The sequence below is a fragment of the Mucilaginibacter mallensis genome (assembly GCF_900105165.1).
GTDB classification, from domain to species: Bacteria; Bacteroidota; Bacteroidia; order Sphingobacteriales; family Sphingobacteriaceae; genus Mucilaginibacter; species Mucilaginibacter mallensis.
This window is the reverse complement of record NZ_LT629740.1, coordinates 1,032,036-1,056,365: the sequence shown is the minus strand read 5'-3', so window position 1 is coordinate 1,056,365 and position 24,330 is coordinate 1,032,036. Positions and strand designations below refer to the sequence as shown.

Annotated in this window: 21 protein-coding genes; 4 read left to right on the top strand and 17 right to left on the bottom strand. The window is 41.4% G+C overall.

The features are described 5' to 3' along the window. Positions 1-141 precede the first annotated feature (141 nt). Together BLU33_RS04340 and BLU33_RS04335 are read left to right on the top strand one after the other, a co-directional pair. Positions 142-1,740 (top strand): gliding motility protein RemB, encoded by a 1,599-nt coding sequence (locus BLU33_RS04340; protein ID WP_232009392.1) that lies wholly within the window; start codon positions 142-144, stop codon positions 1,738-1,740. Between the two features lie 293 nt (positions 1,741-2,033). Continuing rightward, a complete protein-coding gene (locus tag BLU33_RS04335; RefSeq protein WP_091369704.1) occupies positions 2,034-2,396 on the top strand; it encodes a response regulator transcription factor in 363 nt (120 codons plus the stop codon). 150 nt (positions 2,397-2,546) lie between these two features. Here the strand turns inward: BLU33_RS04335 and BLU33_RS04330 are convergent, their stop codons facing one another. The 8 genes from BLU33_RS04330 to rpsT all read right to left on the bottom strand — a co-directional run bounded on the left by BLU33_RS04330 (position 2,547) and on the right by rpsT (position 10,149). Beyond that, positions 2,547-3,083, bottom strand: coding sequence for an Mpo1-like protein (locus BLU33_RS04330; protein WP_232009391.1), 537 nt, complete (start codon positions 3,081-3,083; stop codon positions 2,547-2,549). 127 nt (positions 3,084-3,210) lie between these two features. Then, positions 3,211-4,776: a ribonuclease Y gene (gene rny / locus BLU33_RS04325; RefSeq protein ID WP_091369703.1), complete on the bottom strand. Its 1,566-nt coding sequence runs from the start codon at positions 4,774-4,776 to the stop codon at positions 3,211-3,213. 224 nt (positions 4,777-5,000) lie between these two features. After that, on the bottom strand, positions 5,001-5,291 hold the full coding sequence (locus tag BLU33_RS04320; protein ID WP_091369701.1) for a cell division protein ZapA: 291 nt from the start codon (positions 5,289-5,291) through the stop codon (positions 5,001-5,003). Positions 5,292-5,312: 21 nt separating this feature from the next. Then, on the bottom strand, positions 5,313-5,603 hold the full coding sequence (locus BLU33_RS04315) for a hypothetical protein (protein ID WP_091369699.1): 291 nt from the start codon (positions 5,601-5,603) through the stop codon (positions 5,313-5,315). 106 nt (positions 5,604-5,709) lie between these two features. Then, the gene (pheT, locus tag BLU33_RS04310; protein ID WP_091369698.1) at positions 5,710-8,109 is read right to left on the bottom strand and encodes a phenylalanine--tRNA ligase subunit beta; all 2,400 of its coding nucleotides are present in this window, start codon (positions 8,107-8,109) and stop codon (positions 5,710-5,712) included. A gap of 301 nt (positions 8,110-8,410) precedes the next feature. Next, positions 8,411-8,629 carry a hypothetical protein gene (locus BLU33_RS04305; RefSeq protein WP_091369696.1) on the bottom strand — a complete coding sequence of 73 codons (219 nt, stop codon included), beginning with the start codon at positions 8,627-8,629 and terminating at the stop codon, positions 8,411-8,413. A 388-nt stretch (positions 8,630-9,017) separates the two neighbouring features. Then, positions 9,018-9,719 (bottom strand): RadC family protein, encoded by a 702-nt coding sequence (gene radC / locus BLU33_RS04300; protein WP_091369694.1) that lies wholly within the window; start codon positions 9,717-9,719, stop codon positions 9,018-9,020. Between the two features lie 175 nt (positions 9,720-9,894). After that, entirely contained in the window at positions 9,895-10,149 is a 255-nt protein-coding gene (gene rpsT / locus BLU33_RS04295; protein ID WP_091369692.1) for a 30S ribosomal protein S20, read from the bottom strand. A gap of 169 nt (positions 10,150-10,318) precedes the next feature. Here rpsT and BLU33_RS04290 point away from each other — a divergent pair, with 169 nt between their 5' ends. Then, entirely contained in the window at positions 10,319-11,284 is a 966-nt protein-coding gene (locus tag BLU33_RS04290; RefSeq protein ID WP_091369690.1) for a zinc dependent phospholipase C family protein, read from the top strand. A 16-nt stretch (positions 11,285-11,300) separates the two neighbouring features. Here BLU33_RS04290 and BLU33_RS04285 read toward each other — a convergent pair whose 3' ends face one another. The 7 genes from BLU33_RS04285 to BLU33_RS04255 form a co-directional block, all read right to left on the bottom strand. After that, entirely contained in the window at positions 11,301-11,948 is a 648-nt protein-coding gene (locus BLU33_RS04285; RefSeq protein ID WP_091380165.1) for a DedA family protein, read from the bottom strand. Positions 11,949-11,994: 46 nt separating this feature from the next. Next, positions 11,995-12,741, bottom strand: coding sequence for a DUF4397 domain-containing protein (locus tag BLU33_RS04280; protein ID WP_091369688.1), 747 nt, complete (start codon positions 12,739-12,741; stop codon positions 11,995-11,997). Next, positions 12,741-13,481, bottom strand: coding sequence for a DUF4397 domain-containing protein (locus tag BLU33_RS04275; RefSeq protein WP_091369686.1), 741 nt, complete (start codon positions 13,479-13,481; stop codon positions 12,741-12,743). Before BLU33_RS04275 ends, BLU33_RS04280 begins: the two co-directional genes overlap by 1 nt. 106 nt (positions 13,482-13,587) lie before the next feature. Beyond that, the gene (gene dnaN, locus BLU33_RS04270) at positions 13,588-14,712 is read right to left on the bottom strand and encodes a DNA polymerase III subunit beta (RefSeq protein WP_091369684.1); all 1,125 of its coding nucleotides are present in this window, start codon (positions 14,710-14,712) and stop codon (positions 13,588-13,590) included. Between the two features lie 36 nt (positions 14,713-14,748). After that, positions 14,749-17,145, bottom strand: a complete 2,397-nt coding sequence (gldG, locus tag BLU33_RS04265; RefSeq protein WP_091369682.1) for a gliding motility-associated ABC transporter substrate-binding protein GldG — start codon at positions 17,143-17,145, stop codon at positions 14,749-14,751. Between the two features lie 105 nt (positions 17,146-17,250). Continuing rightward, positions 17,251-17,958, bottom strand: coding sequence for an ATP-binding cassette domain-containing protein (locus BLU33_RS04260; protein ID WP_091369680.1), 708 nt, complete (start codon positions 17,956-17,958; stop codon positions 17,251-17,253). A 789-nt stretch (positions 17,959-18,747) separates the two neighbouring features. Beyond that, entirely contained in the window at positions 18,748-19,413 is a 666-nt protein-coding gene (locus BLU33_RS04255; RefSeq protein ID WP_091369678.1) for an FAD-binding oxidoreductase, read from the bottom strand. 287 nt (positions 19,414-19,700) lie between these two features. On the opposite strand from BLU33_RS04255, the gene BLU33_RS04250 reads away from it, so the two are divergent. After that, a complete protein-coding gene (locus tag BLU33_RS04250; protein ID WP_091369676.1) occupies positions 19,701-21,185 on the top strand; it encodes a glycine--tRNA ligase in 1,485 nt (494 codons plus the stop codon). A 340-nt stretch (positions 21,186-21,525) separates the two neighbouring features. Here the strand turns inward: BLU33_RS04250 and BLU33_RS04245 are convergent, their stop codons facing one another. Both BLU33_RS04245 and BLU33_RS04240 read right to left on the bottom strand, forming a co-directional pair. Then, positions 21,526-22,857: a M16 family metallopeptidase gene (locus tag BLU33_RS04245; RefSeq protein WP_091369675.1), complete on the bottom strand. Its 1,332-nt coding sequence runs from the start codon at positions 22,855-22,857 to the stop codon at positions 21,526-21,528. Positions 22,858-22,874: 17 nt separating this feature from the next. Beyond that, complete coding sequence (locus tag BLU33_RS04240; RefSeq protein ID WP_091369673.1) at positions 22,875-24,254, bottom strand: M16 family metallopeptidase; 1,380 nt, start codon at positions 24,252-24,254, stop codon at positions 22,875-22,877. Positions 24,255-24,330: the final 76 nt, after the last annotated feature.

Sequence of the window (24,330 nt, the reverse complement as noted above, 5' to 3'; positions counted from 1 at the left end):
ATTTATCATGCATTTCTAATCACTTCTTAATTTAAATACCAATTGTTAAGTATATTTTTGCTCCCGGGATATTAATTTAATCCACACCTTTGTATTAATTGTATCTGAATATTTATCTTTAAAAAATTACTCTTATTGCGCATGCAAAAACTATACACCACATATTTCCGCAAATTGTTATTGCTTACAGGTATTATTCTATTTACTACTCAGGTAAGCCGGTCGCAAGCAACATACCTGCCCTACTCTTATCAGTTCGACCAAAAATTCAATGCTGAAGTATATAGCGTTAACAATTCATTCCATAGCGCGCTTAAACCTTATATTATTGATAGTATTTTAAATAAAAGGTACAATACACTCATGAATTTGGGGGTTGACAGCACGCACAAAAGCTGGGTATACAGAAAATTATTTAATGAACATCTTTTTGATGAACGAACAAAAGAATATACTTTTTATGCCGATTATCTTCCCGACCTGCAACTAGGCCGTGACTTTACTGATAAGATAACTACCTATCTTAACACCCGTGGTTACCAGCTGGGCGGTACTATTGGTAACAAATTCTCTTTTTATACCAGCGGTTATGAGGACCAGGGCCGGTTTGCTACTTATTATCAAAACTATATTAATAAAATAGGTTTTATACCAGGGGAGGCATATGACAGGGATTATTCTACTAAAACAACTGACGATTGGTCATACGTTACCGCGATAATTTCATATACACCAATAAAAGAATTGAACATTACATTGGGACAGGATAAAACTTTTATTGGTGATGGCTATCGATCATTATTATTATCTGACAATGCGGCAACTTATCCGTTATTACGCGCTACTGCCACTGTTGGGCATGTGCAGTATATGATGATGTGGACCAATATGGAAGATCTTTATGCTCCTAAATATGACGACTTTGGTAATAACCGCCGTAAATGGGCCATGTTTCATTATTTAGACTGGAGCGTAACCAACCGTTTCTCATTAGGTTTCTTTAACGCGCTTATAGCCGCAGAAGCAAACGATAAGGGTGAAAGACATGGGTTTGATGTTAATTATATAAACCCGCTGGTATTTGCAAGCTCCCTTGGCCCTAAAACACCGTATAGCGACAATGTACTGATGGGTTTTACAAGCAAGTACAAAATATTTGACAAAACCGCTGTATATGCTCAATTACTGCTTGATCGCTTTAATGAAACGGATGCGCCAAAGAACACTGGTGGTTACCAAATAGGTATCCGCGGTGCCGACCTGTTTAAGGTTACTAACTTTAATTACCTGTTTGAGTTTAATACCGTTAAACCTTATACCTACTCATCTCCACAGGTTATTAGTAATTATACTGATTACGGCCAGTCTTTGGGCGATCCGCTGGGTTCAAATTTCAAGGAGCTGATAGGCATATTAAGCTACTCCATAGGTAAGTTTGATTTCCAGGGGCAGGTGAATTATGCCTCATACGGACTTGGCGCTAACGGCATAAATTACGGCAATGATGTAACACTGGCATTCCCTGCTGTTGTGCAAACCGGCAGCACCGGGCAAGGCCTGTCTACAAAATTGTATTATGGCGAAGGTTTGGTATCATACCTCATTAACCCTAAATATAACTTGCGTATTGAAGCCGGTGCGCTTTTCCGTGATCAAAAGAATAACCTTGGCTCAGCAAAAACAACCATGCTTACTTTTGGTTTAAGAAGCACTTTCCGCGATCTGTATCATGATTTTTAAATCACTGGCAATAATAATTTAACAATAGTAAAACACATACATCAAACACAAAACCTACCTTACTCATCCTGATTTGTGCAACTATTATGTCATAAACAGGCGGAATAGTTGCCGGCGGAATAAGATTTTAATCCCCAATCCGTTAACATATTATTAAATCAGATTAAAAAGGTTTCACTTTTTTACAATTCCTTTTTAAACCAACAGCTCTTTAATCAGTCAAAACACAACAAAATCTGTAACAAAATTGCTTTATGGTATAAATATCTACTAAACCTTTTAATAATTAACCTATGCGCAAGCGAATATTAGTACTAGATGATAACCAGGATATACTTGATATTATTCACGAAGCACTGCTGTACCAGCAGTTTGAAGTTAAGGTAACGCTTGATAGTACTACTATTATTAACATAACGCAGGAATATCAACCCGATCTGATCATACTCGATTACCACCTCACCGGTAAAAATGGACAGGAAATTTGCCAGCTATTAAAAACCCACCCGGATGTGGGGCATATCCCCGTTATTATCTGCTCCGCCTATGTACAAAAAGATACCGACCTATCGGCCTGGGGATGCGATGATGTTATTGCCAAGCCATTTGGGTTGGAAGAGTTAACTGAAAAAGTGAATAATTTGATTTTAGGGTAAGTTACACTCCTAATTCTCCTTTGTCGTGCTGAGGTACGAAGCATCTATTATACAAGCAACAGGTAATCGCTTGCAAATTGAACGCGGGTAGGTTCTTCGCTATCGCTCAGAATGACAGTTTTTTTTCAATCTGCCCCTATTGTATAAACATTAATACTTTATCTTAAACCTCCTGAACACCAAGTGCAGTAAGAACAAAGGCGCTATGAGTATATTTTTGTAACGATACTCAAATGATAGTTTTTTACCTTCCTTTTTATAACCCGCAAATAATAATGCACTTGCCAGTATAAACAGCAAGCCGGAAAATTGCCATAACTCCGGGCCGCCGAACTTTTGCCATTGGAGTAGTTGCATTATGATATAGCTAAAACCTAACAGGATAAACAACACCATATAAGATAATACCGGCGATAGTTTAAGGTAGTAATAGATACATGCAGCTATTAAAAACGAAGACCAGTTAAAGTCCTCATTGTACTTTCCTAAAAATTTCAGATATGGGAATGGTATAGCCCACACCAATCCAAATATGCTAAACATGAGCAATGGAATAGCAATAACATGAAGGACTTTGTTGAGTGGCTCCTGGTGCGCAGCGGCATACTTATCAAAATAAAACTCCAGGCTACCAGGTTTAACGGGGACTGGAGATTTTGTTGGGGTTGGTTTCTTATTTTTTGCCACAATTATATTCTAAAAAAAATGTCATTTCGAACGTTAGTGAGAAATCTTCTTGAATAACCATAGCGAATATGTATGGTGAAGAAGATCTCTCGCTAACGTTCGAGATGACAATAGGTAATTAAGTGCGTTACTTAGCAAACGCTACCGACCTGGTTTCCCTTATTACAGTAACTTTAATTTGTCCCGGATAGGTCATTTCAGTTTGTATACGGTTTGATATATCTGCCGCCAGTATTTCTGATTCAGCATCGCTTATCTTTTCGCTTTCAACCACTACACGCAGCTCACGGCCTGCTTGTATAGCAAATGTTTTTTCAACACCTGGGTACGACAAAGCAAGCTCCTCAAGCTCTTTTAAGCGTTTAATGTAGCTTTCAACCACCTCGCGCCTTGCACCCGGCCTTGCGCCTGATATGGCGTCACAAACCTGTATAATTGGTGATAGCATGGAAGTCATCTCGATCTCGTCGTGGTGAGCGCCGATAGCGTTGCACACTTCCGGATGTTCTTTATATTTTTCGGCCAGCTGCATACCTAATATCGCGTGTGGCAATTCAGGGTTATCATCAGGCACCTTACCAATATCATGCAGTAAACCGGCACGCTTAGCAAGCTTAACGTTTAAGCCTAATTCAGCCGCCATAGTAGCGCAGAAATTGGCTACCTCGCGCGAGTGCTGCAACAGGTTTTGCCCGTATGATGAACGGTAACGCATACGGCCAACCATACGGATCAACTCAGGATGCAGGCCGTTTATGCCTAAATCTATTACTGTACGTTCGCCTATTTCAACTATCTCTTCTTCAATCTGCTTTTTGGTTTTGGCAACCACTTCCTCAATACGAGCAGGATGTATACGGCCGTCTGTTACCAAACGGTGCATGGCAAGCCTTGCAATTTCGCGCCTAACCGGGTCGAAGCCTGAAAGTATGATAGCTTCCGGGGTATCATCAACAATGATCTCGATACCGGTAGCAGCTTCAAGCGCACGGATATTCCTACCCTCACGACCGATAATGCGGCCCTTGATCTCATCATTCTCGATATTAAATATCGATACGGTGTTTTCAATAGCGCTTTCGGTAGCGGTACGTTGTATGGTTTGTATAACTATCTTTTTAGCTTCCTTGGTAGCAGTAAGTTTAGCTTCGTCAACAATATCCTTTATCTGTGCCATCGCTTTGCTACGGGCATCATCCTTAAGGTTTTCAATTAACTGGGTACGCGCTTCATCTGCCGACAGGCCAGCAATAGTTTCCAACTGCTGCACATGCTGGTTCTTTAATGAATCAACATCTTCCTGCTTTTTGGTAACTATTTCAGTTTGCTTTTCCAGGTTTTTGCGCACACCGTCAATCTCGTTTTCCTTACGGGTTAAATTTTCCAGGCGTTGATTTACCGATTGCTCTTTTTGTTTAAAGCTGTTTTCGCGTTGATTAAGGCTATTGTTTTTGGCGTTTACTTCCTGCTCATGCTCGGCTTTCATTTGTAAAAAGCGCTCTTTAGCTTCCAGTAATTTATTCTTTTTCAGAATTTCCGCGTTATTTTCAGCGTCCTTTAATATCAGTTTTGCTTTGTTTTGGGCCGAATTCTCCTGCGCTTTGAAAAGCTTACGAAGCAGGAAACGGCCAATAATAATGCCTAATCCGACCCCGATCAGGAGGCCGATAATGACATATAATGATGAATCCATTTTTTAAGTTTATAATAAATAAAAAAACCGCAACTAATTTTTAAGTGTCATGTATTGAAAAACTTCGATACAGATATTGGGATCATGGGTTACCGTAAAATCTACGATTAACGCATGCCTCCTTGATCCGCTGAATATTGAAGCGTTAAGTTTTTAATAGTGAAACCTAAAATTTAACTGCGGTTAAATCTTAAATGCTCTGATTTATATGCAAAGAACGTTTATTACTTTGAGAAAAATTCGGTTAGTAAATGATCTAACTGGTAAACTTTTTCGGCTACATCAGTATCTTCAACTGTAACTCTCTTCTCCGCTTTTAATGATGATGTTGCATAATGCAGCACGCACATTGAAAGCAGATCCTGTTTATCCTTAACCGCGTAATTTTCCTGATATTCCTTTACACGGTCGTTAATCAGCTTAGCTGCCCTACGTATTATTTCTTCTTCCTCCATGTTCACCTTTAAGGGGTAAACTCTGTCAGCAATATTTATTTTTATAGAGATTTCTCCCATTTGAGCTTTTCACTTTTTGTATTACTTTTTCAATAACACAATGCACTTATCTATTTCCTGCACAAATTCGTTAATTTTTTGCTTAATGTCAACACTTTTTTCATTTGTTTCTGAAAAAGATTTTGCCACTTTCAATACACGAAGCTTTTCATCCAGTTCTTTAGTCTTGTTTTTGCTTGCATCCAGCGCCACATTCAGTGCGTCGTTCTCCAGTTTCAGCAGGTCATTCTCCTCCTGTAAAGCCGCACACAGCTCAACCAAACGCAATGTTTTGTCAATTACCTTATCTAATTGTTCGGCTACTTGTGACATTTTTTTAGTGATTAGAGGCTGGAGATTAGAGATTAGTTTTTTTGAGGTAATGACTAAAATATTATTCCTTATTCAGGACTAATCTCTAATCACTAACCTCCAATCACTATTTCCTGATCTCCGCTCCTGCTTCTTTTTCTAAATTATAAATTAATTTTTGCATTATGCTATCTATCGCTTTATCCGTAAGCGTTTTTTCTATATCCTCAATTATAAAGCTCAGCGCGTATGACTTTTTACCCGCAGGTAATTTGTCACCCTCATACACATCAAACACATTTACCTCTTTCAGCAGCTTACGTTCAGTTTTTTGGGCGATCTGTTTCAGCGCTCCGAAGGATACATTCTTATCGATCAGCATAGAAAGATCGCGCCTTACCGCCGGGAATTTTGAGATCTCCTGGTACACTATCTTGTTCTTACGGGCAAGTGCCAATACCAGGTCGAAATTAAAATCGGCATAAAACACATCTTTATCCACATCAGCCAGTTTTAGCGATGTTTTTGCTACCTGGCCAAACTTAACCAGTTGCTTGTTGCCGCGCATATATTGCAGTCCGTAAGCCATCTTTTTGCAGGTAGCATCCTCAACTGTAAAATCCTTAACGTTCAGTTTGGTGATGATGCCATCAACAACAGCTTTCAAATTATAAAAACTAACGGGCTTTGCTTTTTCATTCCAGGCTTCCGCAGTATCAGCACCGGTAATAAAAATAGCGAAACGTTGTGTTTCCACATATTTGTCTTCATTAACACTATACACCTTGCCAAATTCGTACAACTTTAAATCAGGCGCCCTCCTGTTTTGATTACGGGCGATAGCCTCCAACCCCGAGTACAGCATAGTTTGGCGCATAACATCCAGATCGCTGCTCAATGGGTTCAGTATCTTAACCGCCGAATCCAGATCACTTGAATAGGCAGATTTGGTTAATGAGTTCGACATGATCTCATGAAAACCATTAGCCGTTAACAGATCAGCCAGCTGGTTTTGTACTGCATCCCTATCCGGCCTGATGGAAGTGTTTAATGAAGCTCTTATCTGCGTTGGGATATGGATATTGTTATAGCCATAAATACGCAGTATCTCTTCAATAACATCCACATCACGGGTTACATCCACACGATAAGGCGGCACTTCTAATGACAGGCCTTCACCGCTTTCTTCAACAATCTTAATATCCAGTGCAGTTATAATGCTTTTTATTTCATCATAAGGGATCACCTGCCCTATCAGCCTTAAAATATTGCTGTAAGTTACATCAACCTTAAATGGCGCAACCGGTGCAGGGTAGTTATCAAAAATATCTGATGATATCGTTCCGCCGGCAACTTCCTGAATTAACAAGGCAGCTCGCTTCAACGCAAACACCGTCATATTTGGATCTGTGCCACGCTCAAACCTGAACGATGAATCAGTCTTCAAACCATGCCTTTTAGCAGTTTTACGAACCGACACTGAATTAAAGTAAGCGCTCTCTAAAAATATATTTTGGGTAGATGCGCTAACGCCTGATTTAGCCCCGCCGAAAACACCCGCGATACACATCGGTTCTTCCGCATCGCATATCATCAGGTCATCGGCACTTAGCTTGCGCTCCACATCATCCAGTGTGATGAATAATGTCCCTTCAGCGCAATTTTTAACGATCACTTTGTTGCCTTTTATCTGATCAGCATCAAAGGCATGCAACGGCTGACCCAGATCATGCAAAACATAATTGGTAACATCAACCACATTGTTGATTGAACGCACACCAATAACGGCCAAACGCTCTTTTAACCATTTAGGCGATTCTTTCACTTCGATACCTGAAATAGTTACACCTGAGTAGCGTGGTGCAGCCTGCTCGTTCTCAACCACTACCTCAACCTTACTGCTATTATCATCAACCTTAAATGCCGAAACATTAGGTTTTTTTATGGCGATCTTCAGGAAAGCAGCAATATCACGCGCAGTACCCAAATGCGAAGCCGCATCGGCACGATTTGGCGTTAAGCCAATTTCGTACAGGTAATCGTCGTTAAGTTTAAAGTAGTCTTTAGCAAGTGTGCCGGGAACAGCAGATGGGTCAAGCACCATAATGCCATCATGCGATGTACCCAGGCTTACTTCATCCTCGGCACAGATCATCCCTTCAGAGATCTCACCACGTATTTTTGATTTGTTGATCTTGAATTTTTCACCTTCCAGCGGATGCACGAAAGCACCAACTACAGCTACCACAACTTTTTGTCCTGCCGCCACATTTGCCGCGCCGCAAACAATTTGCAGGTCCTCGCCAGTGCCAACATCAACTTTGGTAATATTCAGGTGGTCGGAATTTGGATGAAAGGTAGCTTCCTTTACATGCCCTATCACTAAACCCTCCAAACCGCCGGGAACGGCCTGCACTTTCTCCAGGCTTTCAACTTCCAATCCGGTACCGGTTAGTATGGTTGAAATTTCTTCAGGAGTTTTATCCGTATCAATAAATTCTTTAAGCCAATTATAAGATATCTTCATTATAGCAGAATGATAATCGGCAAAGATAGGATTTAGTGGGGAAGTTGGGAAGTCCGAAAGTCCGAAAGACGGAAAAGTCCGAAAGTTAATTTTGAGACTTATTTTTTTATGGTTTGTGATGCTGAGGAACGAAGCATCTGTTCTAAAAGCAGCCTGTTGGCCAAAGGTTTTGTATGATATAAAAATAACAAAGCGTCATTGCGAGGAACGAAGCAATCCCAAACTATACAGGGGCGGACCTGCTAATCTGGGATTGCTTCGTTCCTCGCAATGACGCCTGGTGAATAAGTCTTTTTAAAAATTACTCATCATCGTCTTCATCATCCAGCGTGTAAGCTGATTCTGAAGCATCATAAGCCTGGTCTAATCCTGAAATATCAGCATCTGGTTCAAGATCGTCAAGATCTATCTCATCCTCTTCATCAAAACCGTTTGAGTGAATGTCTTTTTGACTTTGTTGATCATCAGCATCATCATCGTATGAATCGTCTAATGGTATTTCGTCTCCTGGAGTAATCATAATAGTATATTTAGTTAGTATTTAAGATAACCAAAGAAAAGACAAATAGTTTATAAAAGAAAATTCAATTGAACATCGGCTGGTAAAAGAATTTGCCGCATGTATAATGAATGCGTGGTTCCTTAGCATGACAATTTTCTCATCCTGTCATTCTGAACGGAGTGAAGAACCTATCCACATTCAGCTCATCGCTTGCTAAATGGATGCTTCATACCTCAGCATGACAAAACGAAGAAAAGCCATTCCATTGTTTGTGTCCCCACAAACAATCCATTAAGATAACATATAGCTTCCCTGTCATTCTGAGCGAAGCGAAGAACCTGCATGCGTTCAGCTCATCGCTTGCAGAATAGATGCTTCGTACCTCAGCATGACAATGGATCTGAATCTACATCACCCCCTCATCAGCAAAACTATAATAACCGCTATCAGTAATAATTAAATGATCAAGCACTTTAATATCAAGCAAGCTGCCTGCAGCAGCTATTTTCTTGGTAAGATCAATGTCCGGTTTACTTGGTTTTAAATTACCTGAGGGATGATTATGGGCCAGCATAATAGAAGTTGCCGAATAGCGCAAAGCCGCGCTGTATATAATTTTAGGATCAGCTATTGTAATTGTTAAGCCACCTTTGCTGATGAGTTCCTTGCCTAATACCCTATTATTTTGCCCGAGCAGTAGTATCCAGAATTCTTCATGGTTCAAGTCGACCAACAGACGTTTAAGTATATTATAGGCATCTTTACTACCGGTTACTTTGTCAAGCACCGCCACTTCGGTATCATTCCTACGGCGACCGATCTCCAGCGCGGCAATAATGGAAATTGCTTTGGCTTCGCCGATACCTTTAAATTTGGAAAGCTCCTCAATTGATGCTTTGCCGAGTTTATTCAGGTCGTTATCATAATGGTGCAGGATACGCTTGCTTAGCTCCACCGCCGATTCATCGCGGTTACCGGAGCCTATGAGTATGGCTATCAGCTCAGCATCCGTTAACGCCCGTCTGCCTTGTCCACTTAACTTCTCTCGCGGACGGTCTTCCTCGGCCCATGATTTTATGCTGATCTTGTTTTCGTAAGGATGAACCATGATTTGTAGGATTTAGGAGATTTACAGGATATATTTAAACATCCAAAATACATCCTTTTTATTTAAAATCATGAAAATCCGTAAAATCCCAAAAATCCCGGTTCAGAATCCTGGTTCAAAAAAAAGGCGATGAGTTTATCACTCATCGCCTTTCTGTAGGATTTAAAATTCCTTATTATTTCAAAGTATTTACAAACTTAGTCAGTTTCGACTTATTGTTTGAAGCTTTGTTTTTATGTATAACGTTCTTTTTAGCTAAACGGTCAAGCATAGAGATCACTTTGTTTAAAAGTTCACTTGCCTCAACTTTAGTAGTTGTGCCTCTTAATTTTTTGATGGCGTTCCTGGTGGTTTTAGCCTGGTATCTGTTACGTAAGCGCTTCGCAGCGTTAGACCTGATCCTTTTTAATGATGATTTATGATTTGCCATTGTATAGCTTGTTATTCTTTTTTCTTTAAGGACTGCAAATATAGGATGATATTTTTAATTATGCAAACGAATTATCAACAAAAATATTTAGGGTTATCAACATGCCGCTCAACCTTAATTATTCGTAATAATCTTATCTTACGGCTGTTATTTTCATTTATACACGCTAATGAAACGCAACCTGGCCCTATCTCTTATAAGCATACTGGTTATAATTACCTGCTCCTCCTGGGGATTTTTTGCGCATTATCGCATCAACAGGCTGGCCGTTTTTACGCTACCTAAGGCTATGGCAGGCTTTTACAGGGCTAATATCGAATTCATAACCGAACATGCCGTAAGCGCAGATAAACGCCGTTACGTGGATTCTACCGAAGCGCCAAAGCATTTCCTGGATGCCGATCATTATGGCAAAAGCCCCTTCAGCGCTATACCGCAGAACTGGGACGATGCTGTAAAGAAATATTCTGCCGATACCATATACAAATATGGTGTGGTGCCGTGGACCATTCAGTTTGAATACTACCGGCTGGTTAAGGCATTTAAGGACCATGATACTACCGCTATTTTAAATATATCAGCCAACCTCGGCCATTATGTAGCCGATGCGCATGTGCCGTTACATTTAACCATGAACTATAACGGGCAACTGACCAATCAAACCGGCATACATGCCTTATGGGAAAGCCGCCTGCCGGAATTATTTGGCGATCATTACAATTACTATGCGGGTAAGGCGCGCTATATTGACGATCCGCTGAAAGAGGCCTTTAAGATCTGCCGATCATCATTTAAAGCCGTTGATTCCGTTTTGCGCTTTGAACGAATGCTGGGTAAAACCTTCCCGGCCGATAAGAAATATGAAATAGTTAAACACGGCAACCGTAAAGTGCAGGATTATTCGGTTGCATACAGTAAAGCCTACCAAAATATGCTTAATGGCATGGTACAGCGCCGTATGCGTTCGGCCATATTATCGGTGGGCAGTTTCTGGTACTCAGCCTGGGTTGATGCCGGGCAGCCCGACCTGGATAAGCTGATAGCCATACCGCTTACCACCGATGAAAAGCGGAAAATTGCACAGGAGGAAGCTTTATATAAAGCCGGAAAGATTTTAAATTTAAAGGAGCAATAAATTGGGGCAGTAATTATTATGCCTTCTTAGCGCTCCTGTTTTTTATAGCTGCAATAATTGGCGGTACAATTGAAAGCAGTATAATTAGTATCCCCAATAAAGATATATGCGCTTTAAGGAACGGTATATTTCCCAATTCATAGCCAGCAAACAGGAACAGTATGATCCATGATGCACCACCTATGATATTATATAAACTGTACCGTAAAAATGGCATACGCCCCACTCCTGCAACAAATGGTGCTATGGTACGAATTATAGGCATAAACCTGCTGAATATTACCGCCTTGCCACCATGCTTATCAAAAAAAGCTTTGGTTTGCAGGTAATAATCCAGTTTCAGTATTTTGTTTTCAGGCTTAAAAACTTTGGGGCCCAAATAACTACCTAAAGCATAGTTAAGGCTATTGCCTGTAAATGCTGCAGCGATGAGTATCAATCCTAAAAAATAGATATCCAAACCTGTATTACCGCCGGCTATTAAGGCGCCTGCTGCAAATAATAAAGAATCGCCGGGTAAAAACGGGGTTACAACAAAGCCGGTTTCTGCAAAAATTATTACAAATAATATCACATATGTCCATCCCTGGTACTGCGCTATAATAGCTGCCAGGTGCTTATCAATATGTAAAATAAAATCTATCAGGTGGGTTATAAATTCCAATGTGTGTGTTTTTTGTGCAAAAATATAAATATAAATTACACTTAAGCTACCTGTTTGTAACCACAGCAGCCCCAAATGCCGAAGTATCGGTAGTAGCACGGCCAATTATGCCATAAGTATAAATGGTATACAGGCGACTATCCTGTATGGTAATGCTTTGTACATTGGTGTTGGGCAAATAAACGGTTGGCGTTGATGTTTGGCTTAGCTGAAAATTATAATTCCCGGCCGGTATTTGTATGTAGTGGGTAACTGCCTTATACTTTACTCCTATAAATGGTGTATCTAATGTTCCGTTTACTGTAATATTCAGCTGATTATTTATGGGCAGGCTCGCATTTACAAACCTTATTTTACCATAGCCTTCCGCTGGAGTTGCAATGGCATCATCCTGCGTTAAAATTGATGTGACCGATTTATTAGCATATAAGCCGGTTATAAATAATGAATATTTATGACCCGCCTTCAGCACAGTATCTAAATTAATAAAATTTATGGTTGCGGTAGTTATCGCTGCCGATCTTACCTGCATAGGTGTATCTAGTGTAGATAAATAAAAATACCCTGAAGCATTGGGATATGCATAAGAGCTGCTGCCTTGTTTTAAATAATTTACATACAGGTATACCGATTGTATATCAGGACCAAGATTAAAAACCTGCATCTGTGTATTTAAACCAACACTACTGGCCGCCCCGCCTTTACCGCATGAGCTTACAAACGGCATGATCAGCACTACTGTTATAAACAGTGCCAAAATAAATGTTATTCCTTTATTACTTTTTGATATCATTATTGTTGTGTTCCTGTTGCGGTTATAATAGTACCGTTAGTCATTAAACTCACGCCAAATGCATTATAGCCTTTTGCATTTAATATTCCTTTCGCAAATAAAGTATAAACCGCACCCGATTGCAATGTTATTGTAGTATCCAACAATAGTGTAGTGCTATTCGCCGGATATATTTTTATTGTCCTGGTACCCTCATACACTTTAAAATATTGGCTCTTATATTTATAAGCGGCATTGGCGATGTTTATGGTATCGCCCTTGTCGAAAACTACGTGCAATGGGCCGCTGGTATAAGAGGCATGTACAAATCTCAGCATTGCGATAGTGTCAATATGTGCTGTATCTTTAGCATATACGGTAAGGGCCGAATCTATAGCATCGGTAGTAAAAAATGTTTTATCGGCTGATTCGCCCGCTATAAACAATGAGGTATAAATATGTTTTGAGGTATCAGATAAACTATAAGTACCGATAAACAGATTTACCGCGCTGCGCTCTTTTTTAATCTCATAATTTTGCGTGCCTGCCGGGGTATATAATCCATATGCACCTGCCGGGTAAATACCCGAAAAACTATTCTGCCGGCTGTTATTTACCAAAAAATTTAGTGTATCTGCTGTGGCATTAACCACTGCAAGGTTGGCAATAGCAACCGTAGCTGGGGCCAGATCTTTTTTATTACAGGCCAATAAACCTGTTACAAGAGTAAAAAAAAGTAGAATGTATATTCTGATATTCATGTAAATAGTACTATAACTGCTTATAATATATTTTGTTATACGAAAGAACAAAAAAGTCCGGTTTTTAGCCGGACTCTGTTTTGGATTTATAATTTAAGTTAACAACTTAAGCATAACTATTAAGCATAACCGGCATTACCAGCATCAGCACATCCTCGTTCTCATCTCCGCCCTGTGGTAATAATAAGCCGGCACGGTTAGGTGTCGACATTTCCAGTGTTACTTCTTCACAACTCAGGTTCTTTAACATTTCGATCAGGAAACGCGCATTAAAACCTATTTCCATATCCTCACCTTCATATTGACAACTTAAACGCTCATGCGCCTCGTTTGCAAAATCAATATCTTCTGATGATATGTTTAACTCGCTGCCATTAATTTTTAACCTTACCTGGTGCGTAGTTTTATTAGCATAAATAGCAACACGGCTCAGCGATCCAAGGAACGACTGCCTGTCGATACTTAATTTATTTGGATTATTCAACGGTATAACCGCCTCATAATCAGGGTAACGCTCATCAATTAAGCGGCATACCATATTTATGTTACCAAATTTAAAGAACGCGCTAGTACTGTTATATTCAACCGATACATTTACATCATCACTTGGCAAAGCCGACTTTAAAAGCGTTAAAGCTTTTTTAGGCAGAATGAATGATGTGGTGCTTTCGGCCTTCGCATCCTTACGGCGGTAGCGTACCAGTTTATGCGCATCAGTAGCAACAAAAGTAATGTATTGGGTTGATAGCTGGCAGTAAACCCCCGTCATGGCCGGGCGCAGTTCATCATTACTTACCGCAAAAATTGTTTTGTTTATAGCCTCAGCTAAAACAGAAGCAGGTAAATTAACTGATGATGCGTTTTCAACCACCGGTATCTTCGGGAAATCTTCACCATTCTCACCGCTCAGCTTGTATTTACCATCGCCGGCGCTTATTTCAATCGCGAATGTAGCATCATCAACAGAAAAAGTAACAGGCTGCTCAGGCAGCGATTTCAATGTCTCTAACAATATGCGCGAAGGGATAGCTATACGGCCGTTTTCTTTAGCTTCAACGCTTAAAGAAGTGGTCATGCTGGTTTGCAGGTCAGTGGCAGAAATGGTCAAGTTTCCATCCTTTATCTCAAACAAAAAGTTTTCCAGTATAGGCAAAACGGTACTGTTGCTTAGTGCACCGCTTACAGACTGTAATTGCTTGAGTAAGGTTGATGTAGAAACAATAAATCTCATATAATTTTTAGTATTAGTAACTCAAAAGTATAAAATTTAACGGGCATACTTTCGCTTGCGCATATAATGTTGAAAAATAGCAAATATTAACACTATACACAAGGGTGCAACAGTATTTATTAATTGCCAGTACAGCTTCTCGCTACGTATGCGGGCACGGGCAAGCAGGCGTATCTGTATTTCTTTTGTACGCAGCGCTATAAGGCCCGAATCGTCGGTCATATAGTCGGCAATATTGAGTAACAGGTTCTTATTGCCATAGTTTTGGCGGGTGTACTGGTCATAACCCAAAGGGTATGGCGAGCCATCGGCAGCCACATTATTTTTAAATACATCCCCATCACTTATCACGATCATTTTTGTAGGCTTGCTCTCGGTTAATGGGTCGATATGCTCAGTTAAGCCTTCAGGCGCAGGCCTGTTCAGGAAATCAGATGCAAATTTACCCTCCAGCAAAACCGCCACCGTTTTAGGTGTACTTTGAAATTCCTTAGGATTGGGCTCCTGCTCCAGTGCTTCTAATGATAGCATTTTAGGCGCATTCAGTCTTTTATTATAGGGCGATGAAGCCAGCAGCACCGTTTTCGTAACATTTTTAATGGCCAGCGTATCAATCGTACTGATAAATTCGCTCTTTATACCATCCAGGTTTTTAACCACAGGATGCTTCGACAGTGGCATCAGTATAGGATAAAACAGCCATGGCACCATTTGTATTTGTGCCTGCCCGCCTACATTGCCGGTGCTAACCGGGATCTGCGCGCAACTGATATCAGCTATCAGGTCGTAATTGATACGTACCCCATACACAAATAATTGATCGTCGAGATTTAGTTGTTTTGGGAAAGCCATTTCCTCATCGCCGTGCTTTTGCAGGCTATCGAGCTCGGCGCTTACCTGGTCAATCGTCCAAACTACCTTGCCGCCACGCATAATATACTGGTCGAGCTTGAACTTTTCCAGTTCGGTAAATGGTTTATCAGGCTTAGGTATTATCAGTAAGCTTATTTTTTGCAGGCCATCAAACGGGATAGTTTTCAAGTCTACCCTACCCACAGCATAGCCGTCAGCTAATGATCGCATGGCATCATTCAGCTGCACATCGGTAAGTTCATTATGGCCTTCGGTAAAGCCAATTTCGGGCTTGCCGCCGCTGGTTACTTTTTTTATGGCCGATGAAAAGGCGTATTCTAAATTCTGGATAGAGTTATTCAGCACTTCATCGTCAGATAAGCCAATGCGATTTTGCAACAGGCTAACCGGAATATCCCTGCTACCGGCAGATACCATTGCCGCCGGGAAAATGATCTTCTGCGTTAAACCATTATCGGTTTTTACGCTCAGGTTGGTAGGCGCTATACCTTTTGATTCCAAAGTATCAATAACCGCTGTTTGCTGCTCCTCGCTTACACCTGCAAGCGGATTCACCAGTTTAAATTGCAGGTTGCCGTGGCTATACGCCTGTAAATCTATCAGCATATCGCGTGTAGCACGTTGCAGGCGTTTAAATCCACCGGGGAAGTCATCGCCCTTTAAATAAACAGTAACCTTAACCGGCCCGGTAAGCGTCCCCATAATTTGCCTGCTGATGGGCGATATGGTGTAGCGTTTCTCCTTAGTAAAATCAAAACGGGTAAACATTCTGATAGATACCGCTGCTAATAACAGCATTATACCCAGCGTACTCAAAAACGCGGTATTTATCAGCTTTTTTTGGCGCTGCTTAAGTAATATAAATATTGTAAGCCAAATAAAAGCAGCCGACAGGATGATGAAATAAGCCAGATCCCGGGTATCTAAAACACCACGACTTACCGATTGGTAATGCTCGGTAATACCAAGGTCCTCAAGCGTTAAATTTTGCAGTGATAATATCTGGCTCAATGAATCGAACCCGCTATAAAAGAAGAAACACAGGAAAACCGCGATGGTAAAAGCGATGATCTGATTTTTGCTGATTGATGAGGCAAACAAGCCGATAGCGCAAAATACGGCACCCAGTAAAAACAAGCCAATGTAAGAGCCTATAACTGCTCCGGTATCAATATTACCCTGTGGGTTACCCAGCACATATACCGAATAATAGTAAACCAGTGTAGGCAACAACGCGAACAGCACCAGCAGCAGGCTCGCCAAATATTTACCCAAAACTATTTGCCAGTCGGTTAGCGGGCGGGTTAATAAGAGCTCGAAAGTCCCCTCTCTCCGTTCCTCGGCCAGTGAGCGCATCGTAATGGCCGGGATAAGGAACATGAACAGGTAAGGCGCGGTGCTGAACAGGCTGTCCAAACCTGCATAACCATAATCCAATATGCTTGAATCGGGGAAAACCCATAAAAAAAGCCCTAATACAATTAAAAATACGCCAATGGTAACATAGGCTACCAATGAGCTGAGGTATGAGGTTATTTCTTTTTTTAGGATACTGTACACTGTATAAACTTAAATATATTTTGTTGTTTTTTTGCCTCGCTTGTTCGATCTTCTAATCGGGGATTGCCACGCTATCGCTCGCAATGACGCTTGGTTAACTGGGTCTTATTTATTCGTTAAACTAATAAAAATATCCTCTAAAGATTTGCCCTTATTCTTATCTCTCAACCCCTGCAGGCTATCATCGGCTACAATTGTACCTTTATTAATGATGATCACCTGGTTACAAACGGCTTCCACCTCCTGCATAATATGGGTTGATAAAACAATAGTTTTTGTTTTACCCAGATCAAGTATCAACTGCCTGATGCCGATCAACTGGTTTGGATCGAGGCCCGATGTAGGCTCATCCAGTATCAATACCTCCGGATTATGAATAATGGCCTGCGCCAAACCTACCCGCTGACGGTAACCTTTTGAAAGCTGACCTATCTTTTTATGCTGCTCAGGTCCTAAGCCGGTTTGCTCAATAACTTCGGCTATCCTTTTTTCAGGTGATGCAATTTTGTGGATGCCGGCTATAAACCCCAGCGATTCCTTCACATACATATCCAGGTAAAGCGAATTGCTCTCGGGCAAATAACCAATATGTTTGCGAACATCCAGCGATTGCTTTTCCACATCAAAACCGTAAACAGATGCCGTACCCGAAGTTTGTGGGATGAAGCAGGTAAGGATCTTCATGGTGGTGGATTTCCCCGCACCATTCGGACCAAGAAAACCCAATACCCCCGGCTCCGCCGAAAACGTGATGCCGTCAATAGCCTTTTGTTTCCCGTAAACTTTTGTTAATGCTTCAACCCGGATACTCATGGGCTCAAAAATAGATTTTAGATATGAGATTTGAGATAGGAGATTTAAGATTTGTTTAAGAACTGCTATTCACCACGCGTCATTGCGAGGAACGAAGCAATCTCTATGCTATGCAGAGCGGATTAGCATATCGTTTACATATCGCGTGCAGCCGCTCATTGCCGCGGAGGCTACTACTTTTGTCTTGATACAAAAGGTAGCAAAAACCGACCAGAGGGAGCTCATGAATACCATTGAAGAACAAATAATAGATGAATAAATCAAGTCAGTAGATTAGGCTTCTTTGCCGCACTTGGCCTTACCCTGCAAATCAGGCAAAACCTGGGCTGCTATATTTTTACCCTGCTGTCGCTACGCACCTGGCCTTTACGCTTCTGTAAAAATCTGCTATGCCCTGCCACTACACAAGGCCACCATCGTTTTGCCTGCTTTCGCCCGAAGCTGTTCTACTGACAGGGAAGGGAAAGGCAAAAATCTCCTTCAAAGAAGATCGCTTTAAATGAACCACAATCAAAAGCGGGTAAAGGCCCGACAAAAAGCGCGGGCCTGGGTGTTTTGCCTGTGGGTGGAAGGATCTTTTTGTCTTGATTTATTCATCTATTATTTGTTCTTCAATGGTATTCATGAGCTCCCTCTGGTCGGTTTTTGGTTCTTTTGTATCAAGACAAAAGAAATAGGCCTTAGCGGCTATGAGCGATACCATGCGACTCAATAAACAAACAACATGCTCTGCACAGTCGGGGATTGCTTCGTTCCTCGCAATGACGCGCGGCGAGCCGAAAGCTCTCCCTACTTCTCAAACACCACAGAATCAGCCTGAGCTCCCAAACTTTCCAACACTTCTGTTATATCCTTAACCATTTGGTCGGGACCACAAACATAGAAATGCTTTTTAAAATCCTTTACCTCAGCTTTCAGGAAATCCGCATCAATCCTGCGGTGATCACCTTCACCACTACTCTGCGTGGTGGTAAAATGTGCATTCTCGCCGAGCATACGTTTAAGCTCGCTGGCTAATATGATATCTTTTTCGGTATTGTTGGAGAAAAATAAGGTATTGCCCTCTATCCCCCCATCAATAAAAAGCTCTCTGAGTATAGCTAGGAATGGCGTAATACCTGCACCACCGGCAATAAAATAACCCGGACCTTTGTATTCAATAGCGCCCCAGGCATCGCTGATAATGAGTTCATCGCCGGGTTTCAGTTCGTCCAGGTGTTTGGTTACACCTTCTTCTGAATCCTTGTATATTTTAATGGTGAACTGCAAAAAATAATCATCATTTAAACAAGTAAAGGTAAATGGATTCTTCTTGTCCTTCCATTCAGGTTGGTTAATACTGAGATCTGTTGCCTGCCCGGGAGTGAATTTAAATCCCTTGGGCTTTTCAACATCAAACTGCTTAACATTATGATTTACATAAGTGGCTGAGATTATTTTAACGATGTGATCCATGATGAAATGCTTTTGTAGGATAAAAAATGAAAAGGCTTTTGGTTTTAATATTGATAAGATAATTCATTTTTGAAGTGTCATTGCCGGGAACGAAGTTAAGATGGGGTCACCCTGAGGCACTCGAAGTGTGATGGCAAAGGCCTTTACGCTTATACTTCGAGTACCTCAGCATAACCCGGCGCACTACTCTGCCTCCCTTTAATTTGGTATTCCTGAATTGAACTTTCTGACTTTACTGACTTCCGGACTTTCAGACTTTAACACTAAAAACTATATTTGCCCCTATTATGAGTAACTCAACCGACGAACTGTTTAAAAATGTAATAGCACATGCTAAGGAATATGGCTTTGTTTTCCCATCAAGCGAGATTTATGATGGCTTGAGCGCGGTTTACGATTACGGCCAAAATGGTGCCGAGCTGAAGAATAACCTTAAAACATACTGGTGGAAAGCCATGGTGCAGATGAATGACAACATTGTCGGGATTGATTCTGCCATATTCATGCACCCGAAGATCTGGAAAGCGAGCGGCCACGTTGATGGTTTCAGCGACCCAATGATTGATAATAAGGACAGCAACAAACGCTACCGTGCCGATCAGCTTTTGGAGGATCAGATTGCTAAATACGATGTGGAAGGCAAAACCGACCTTGCCGAAGAACTGCAACTGGAAATGGATAACGCCCTTAAAGCTGATAACCTGCCGCGCTTAAAAGAGCTGATCATCCAACATAAAATACTTTGCCCGCTATCAAAAACCGCTAACTGGACCGATGTTCGCCAGTTTAACCTGATGTTCAGCACCCAGATGGGCGCTGTAACTGAGGATTCAGACGTGATATATCTTCGCCCTGAAACTGCGCAGGGTATATTTGTGAACTACCTGAACGTGCAAAAATCGGGCAGGATGAAAATCCCTTTCGGTATAGCGCAAATTGGTAAGGCTTTCCGTAACGAGGTTATTGCAAGGCAGTTCATTATCCGCATGCGCGAGTTTGAGCAAATGGAGATGCAATTTTTTGTACGCCCCGGCACACAGGCCGAGTGGTTTGATAAATGGAAACAAGCGCGCCTTAACTGGCACCTGGCTTTAGGTACCGACCTTAACAAATACCGTTTTCACGAGCATACCAAGCTGGCGCATTATGCCGATGCTGCTTTTGATATTGAGTTTGATTTCCCATTCGGCTTTAAAGAAGTTGAGGGTATCCACAGCCGTACCGATTTCGATTTGAGTCAGCACCAGAAATTCTCGGGCAAAAAGCTGCAATACTTTGACCCTGAACTGGATGAGAATGGCAAGCCTTATGGCAACTATGTACCTTATGTAATTGAAACCTCGATAGGTCTAGATCGTATGTTTTTACTGACGATGATAAACGCTTTTGAGGAAGAAGACCTGAGCACCGAAGAGAAACAGGATAGCCGCACCGTATTACGCCTGCACCCTTGCTTAGCGCCGGTTAAAGCTGCTATTTTCCCGCTGACCAAAAAGGATGGTTTGCCTGAAAAGGCCCGTGAGATAATGGATAACCTGAAAACAGATTTCAACCTGCAATACGAGGAAAAGGATGCCATAGGCAAGCGCTACCGCCGCCAGGATGCTATTGGTACACCATTCTGCATCACTGTCGACCATCAAACATTAGAAGACAACACTGTAACCATCCGCTACCGCGATACCATGCAACAAGAACGCGTTGCTGCCGACGATCTGCAAAAGATAATAGGCGATATGGTAAGCTGGAAGAATGTTTTGAAACAAGATTAGTTCATTGGTTCACTGGTTCATTAGTTCATTGGTACCGCTTTGATACTTATAAGGTCTGAGAATTATCTCAGACCTTTTCTTTTTAAATCCCCTCCCCTGGGAGGGGTGCGGTTGACAGTGTGGTGGCAGGGAGGGGTTTCTGCGCCATCAAAGCTATCGCATTAAATCTATCGTACTAAACCCCTACCTTCCCTTCCCCAAGGAAGGAATCGCGCAAGGCTTGGCTCTTAACTGCAAAACAAAAAAAGGTTCGGAAATTAACTCCGAACCTTTTTATCAAGTTGTCCATCATTTGTCCATCATACAACCAATGAACTAATGAACCAGTGAACCAATGAACTTAATTGCTCACCGGGTTATCATTATTCAATGTGCCGTTTTTATATAGCAGCGGATCAACCTTTTTAGGGTCGCCCTGGTAAACCCAAACAATGTTGCCAATGTATTTATTAAAGGCGTTGTTCATATCCTGCAGGGTTACTTTTTTAATATCGTTCATTAAATTTAATGAACGTTTCCAGTCGCCGTGCAATACCTCGTTTGCTACTATTGAGCTGGCTTGTGCTGCATTGGTTTCATTTTTATAGTAGAAACCAGTCAGGAAGGTAACCTTCATATCCGCTAATTCAGCAGCGGTAAAACCGTGTTTCTTAGTACTATCTACCAGCTTATCAAACACCCTGATGTATTTATTAGGCATAGTGGTTGATACCTTTATCCGGGTAAAGCTAAGCGATCCCTGGCTGAAAGACACCTGCGGCGCATATGAAAGACCGTTGTTGGTACGGATATCCAGGAAATGCCTGTCGTAAAACACGCGCATAGCCATGGTGAAAGCGTAAAAATCAGGGGCATCCAATGTAGGGCCGCTGGTTATACCTTCAACATAATTGGTAGCCAGGTCCTTCGCCTCAGCGTTAAAGCTGTTGTTATACACCCTGAAAAATGAATTCTTGATTTCAACTGGCGTACCTTTCTTAATGCCATCAAGCATTGTTTTCACTCTTGCTTCAATGGTAGCTCTATCCAGGTCGGCAACAACCACTATTACCATGCGTGAGCGGGTAAGGATAGAGTTGTAGTAAGCTTTTGTTTCGGCGGCAGTTAATTTGCTCAATATTTCGGATGTACCATTTGGGTCCTTAGCGTAATCGCGGCCAGCAAAGGCAACTTTTACAGCCATTTTTTCAATAGAAGCATCCGGCTGAGATTCCCTGGCTCTTAAATTGGTGATAGCATCCTGTTTAATACGCGAAAATTCGGTAGTATCAAACTTAGGTATGGTTATAGCCTCGTTATATAAAGGCCAAACGGCATCAAAATCAGGCTTTACGCAGCTCATGGCAATAACTGAATAATCCTTGCCTGCATAACCATAAACCGATGCGTTAACCCTGTCAAGCGCGTCCTTAAAGCTGTTTTTGTCATGTTTCAGGGTGCCGCATTCTGATAATGCCTGCATCGCCATTGATTCAATCCCCATTTTATCAGCGGGATAATTTGCCACACCGCCACGTAATACGGTTTGTATCTCTACAATATCATTACCGCTGGGCTGTACTATTACCTTAACGCCATCAACTATAGTTTCATAAGCCGCATGCTGGGCCAGCGCCGGTTTTACGCTCCCAAGTGCTGTTACAATCAGCAGGCTGTATATATATTTTTTCATTGTGATAAAATTTAAATTTATTTGGCTACAAAAAATGAAGCTGCGTTAATAGTTTTGTTCATATCAGGGCTAATGATCATGCCGGCAACATATGGCTTGCCAACCAAATAGGTTCCAAGGTATTTCTTTATATCGGCCCTGGTCACTTTCTGGTAGTCATCCGTATTATCGGTATAATAATTTAATGATGTACTTGCCCATGCATAACTTACCTGGCTTGGCAATGATGATGGTTTTTCCTTAGCATACCTGTCATTACGTAACAATATACCTTTGGCATCAGCTAACTGGGCATCGGTGTAGTAGTCAGGATCATTCATAATGCTCAACTGATGTATTAGCTCATCATAGCACTCTTTTACTTTATTAGGGTTAGGTACCACAAATATTTCTATCGGACCAACGTATCTGCTGGTTTGGTAATTAAAGCTTATATCGCTTGCCAATCCTTTGTCAATTAATGCCTGATGCAGTTTTGATGAGTTTAAGCCAACTATGGTTGAGAAAACATCAGCGGCTATGGTTGAAGCCGAATCGGTTCCATAAGCAGGTCCTTGCCATGCAAAATCCATAAAAGGTGTTTGCGCAATGGTTGATTCCTTTACAAAGTAATTGCTTTGGGTTAATGGCTTAAACGGAGGGATAGGGTATTTTGCTATCGGGTCTGAACCGCTGCTTTCCCAATCGCCAAATACTTTTTCAGCCAGGGCAAATGCTTCGTCGTGTTTTACATCGCCGCAAATGGTTAGCAAGCTGTTATTAGGGAAATAATATTTGTTTTTGATCACCATCATTTTTTCAGGAGTGGCGGTATTGATGATATCATGTATCCCAATAGGGTTTTTACGGGTGAACTGATCTGTCCACAGGCGTTTTCGCACCTCAAAATCAAGCTGGAAACCCGGGCTGCTTTCAGCACGCTGAAACTCACCGTCAACCACTACCCTTTCCTTTTTCATATCTTCTATACGGTAGATCGGAAAACGGATAGCGGCATTCAGGAATTTAAGGCCTTGTTTAAGGCTGTCCCTGTCGAATGTAAAAAAGTAATTTACACGCTCATCGCCTGTAGTACCGTTCCATATGGCGCCCAGTTCCTGTGTGCGTTTTAAAAATTGTGCTTGTGTAGGATAATCCTTGTTCGCCTTAAAAAACATATGCTCGAACAAGTGAGAGAGGCCGTTATAAACTGAATCTTCAGTAAATGAGCCATTTTTAACAGCAATTTCAATTGTAGCCAGCGGAACTTTGCTATTCTCAATAACAACAACCTGGAGGCCATTTGGCAATTGTTTCCAATAATAACCTTGTGGTAGCCGCACCTGGGCAAAAGAACCCGCGGCCAGTAACAGCCCTGCAACGCTTAATGTGATAGATTTGATAATTTTAGAGATCATATAATGAATTGGGTTTGATTACAATTGCCTAAATATATTCAGTATTTCTTAAAAAGATAATACTTCATGAATTTTA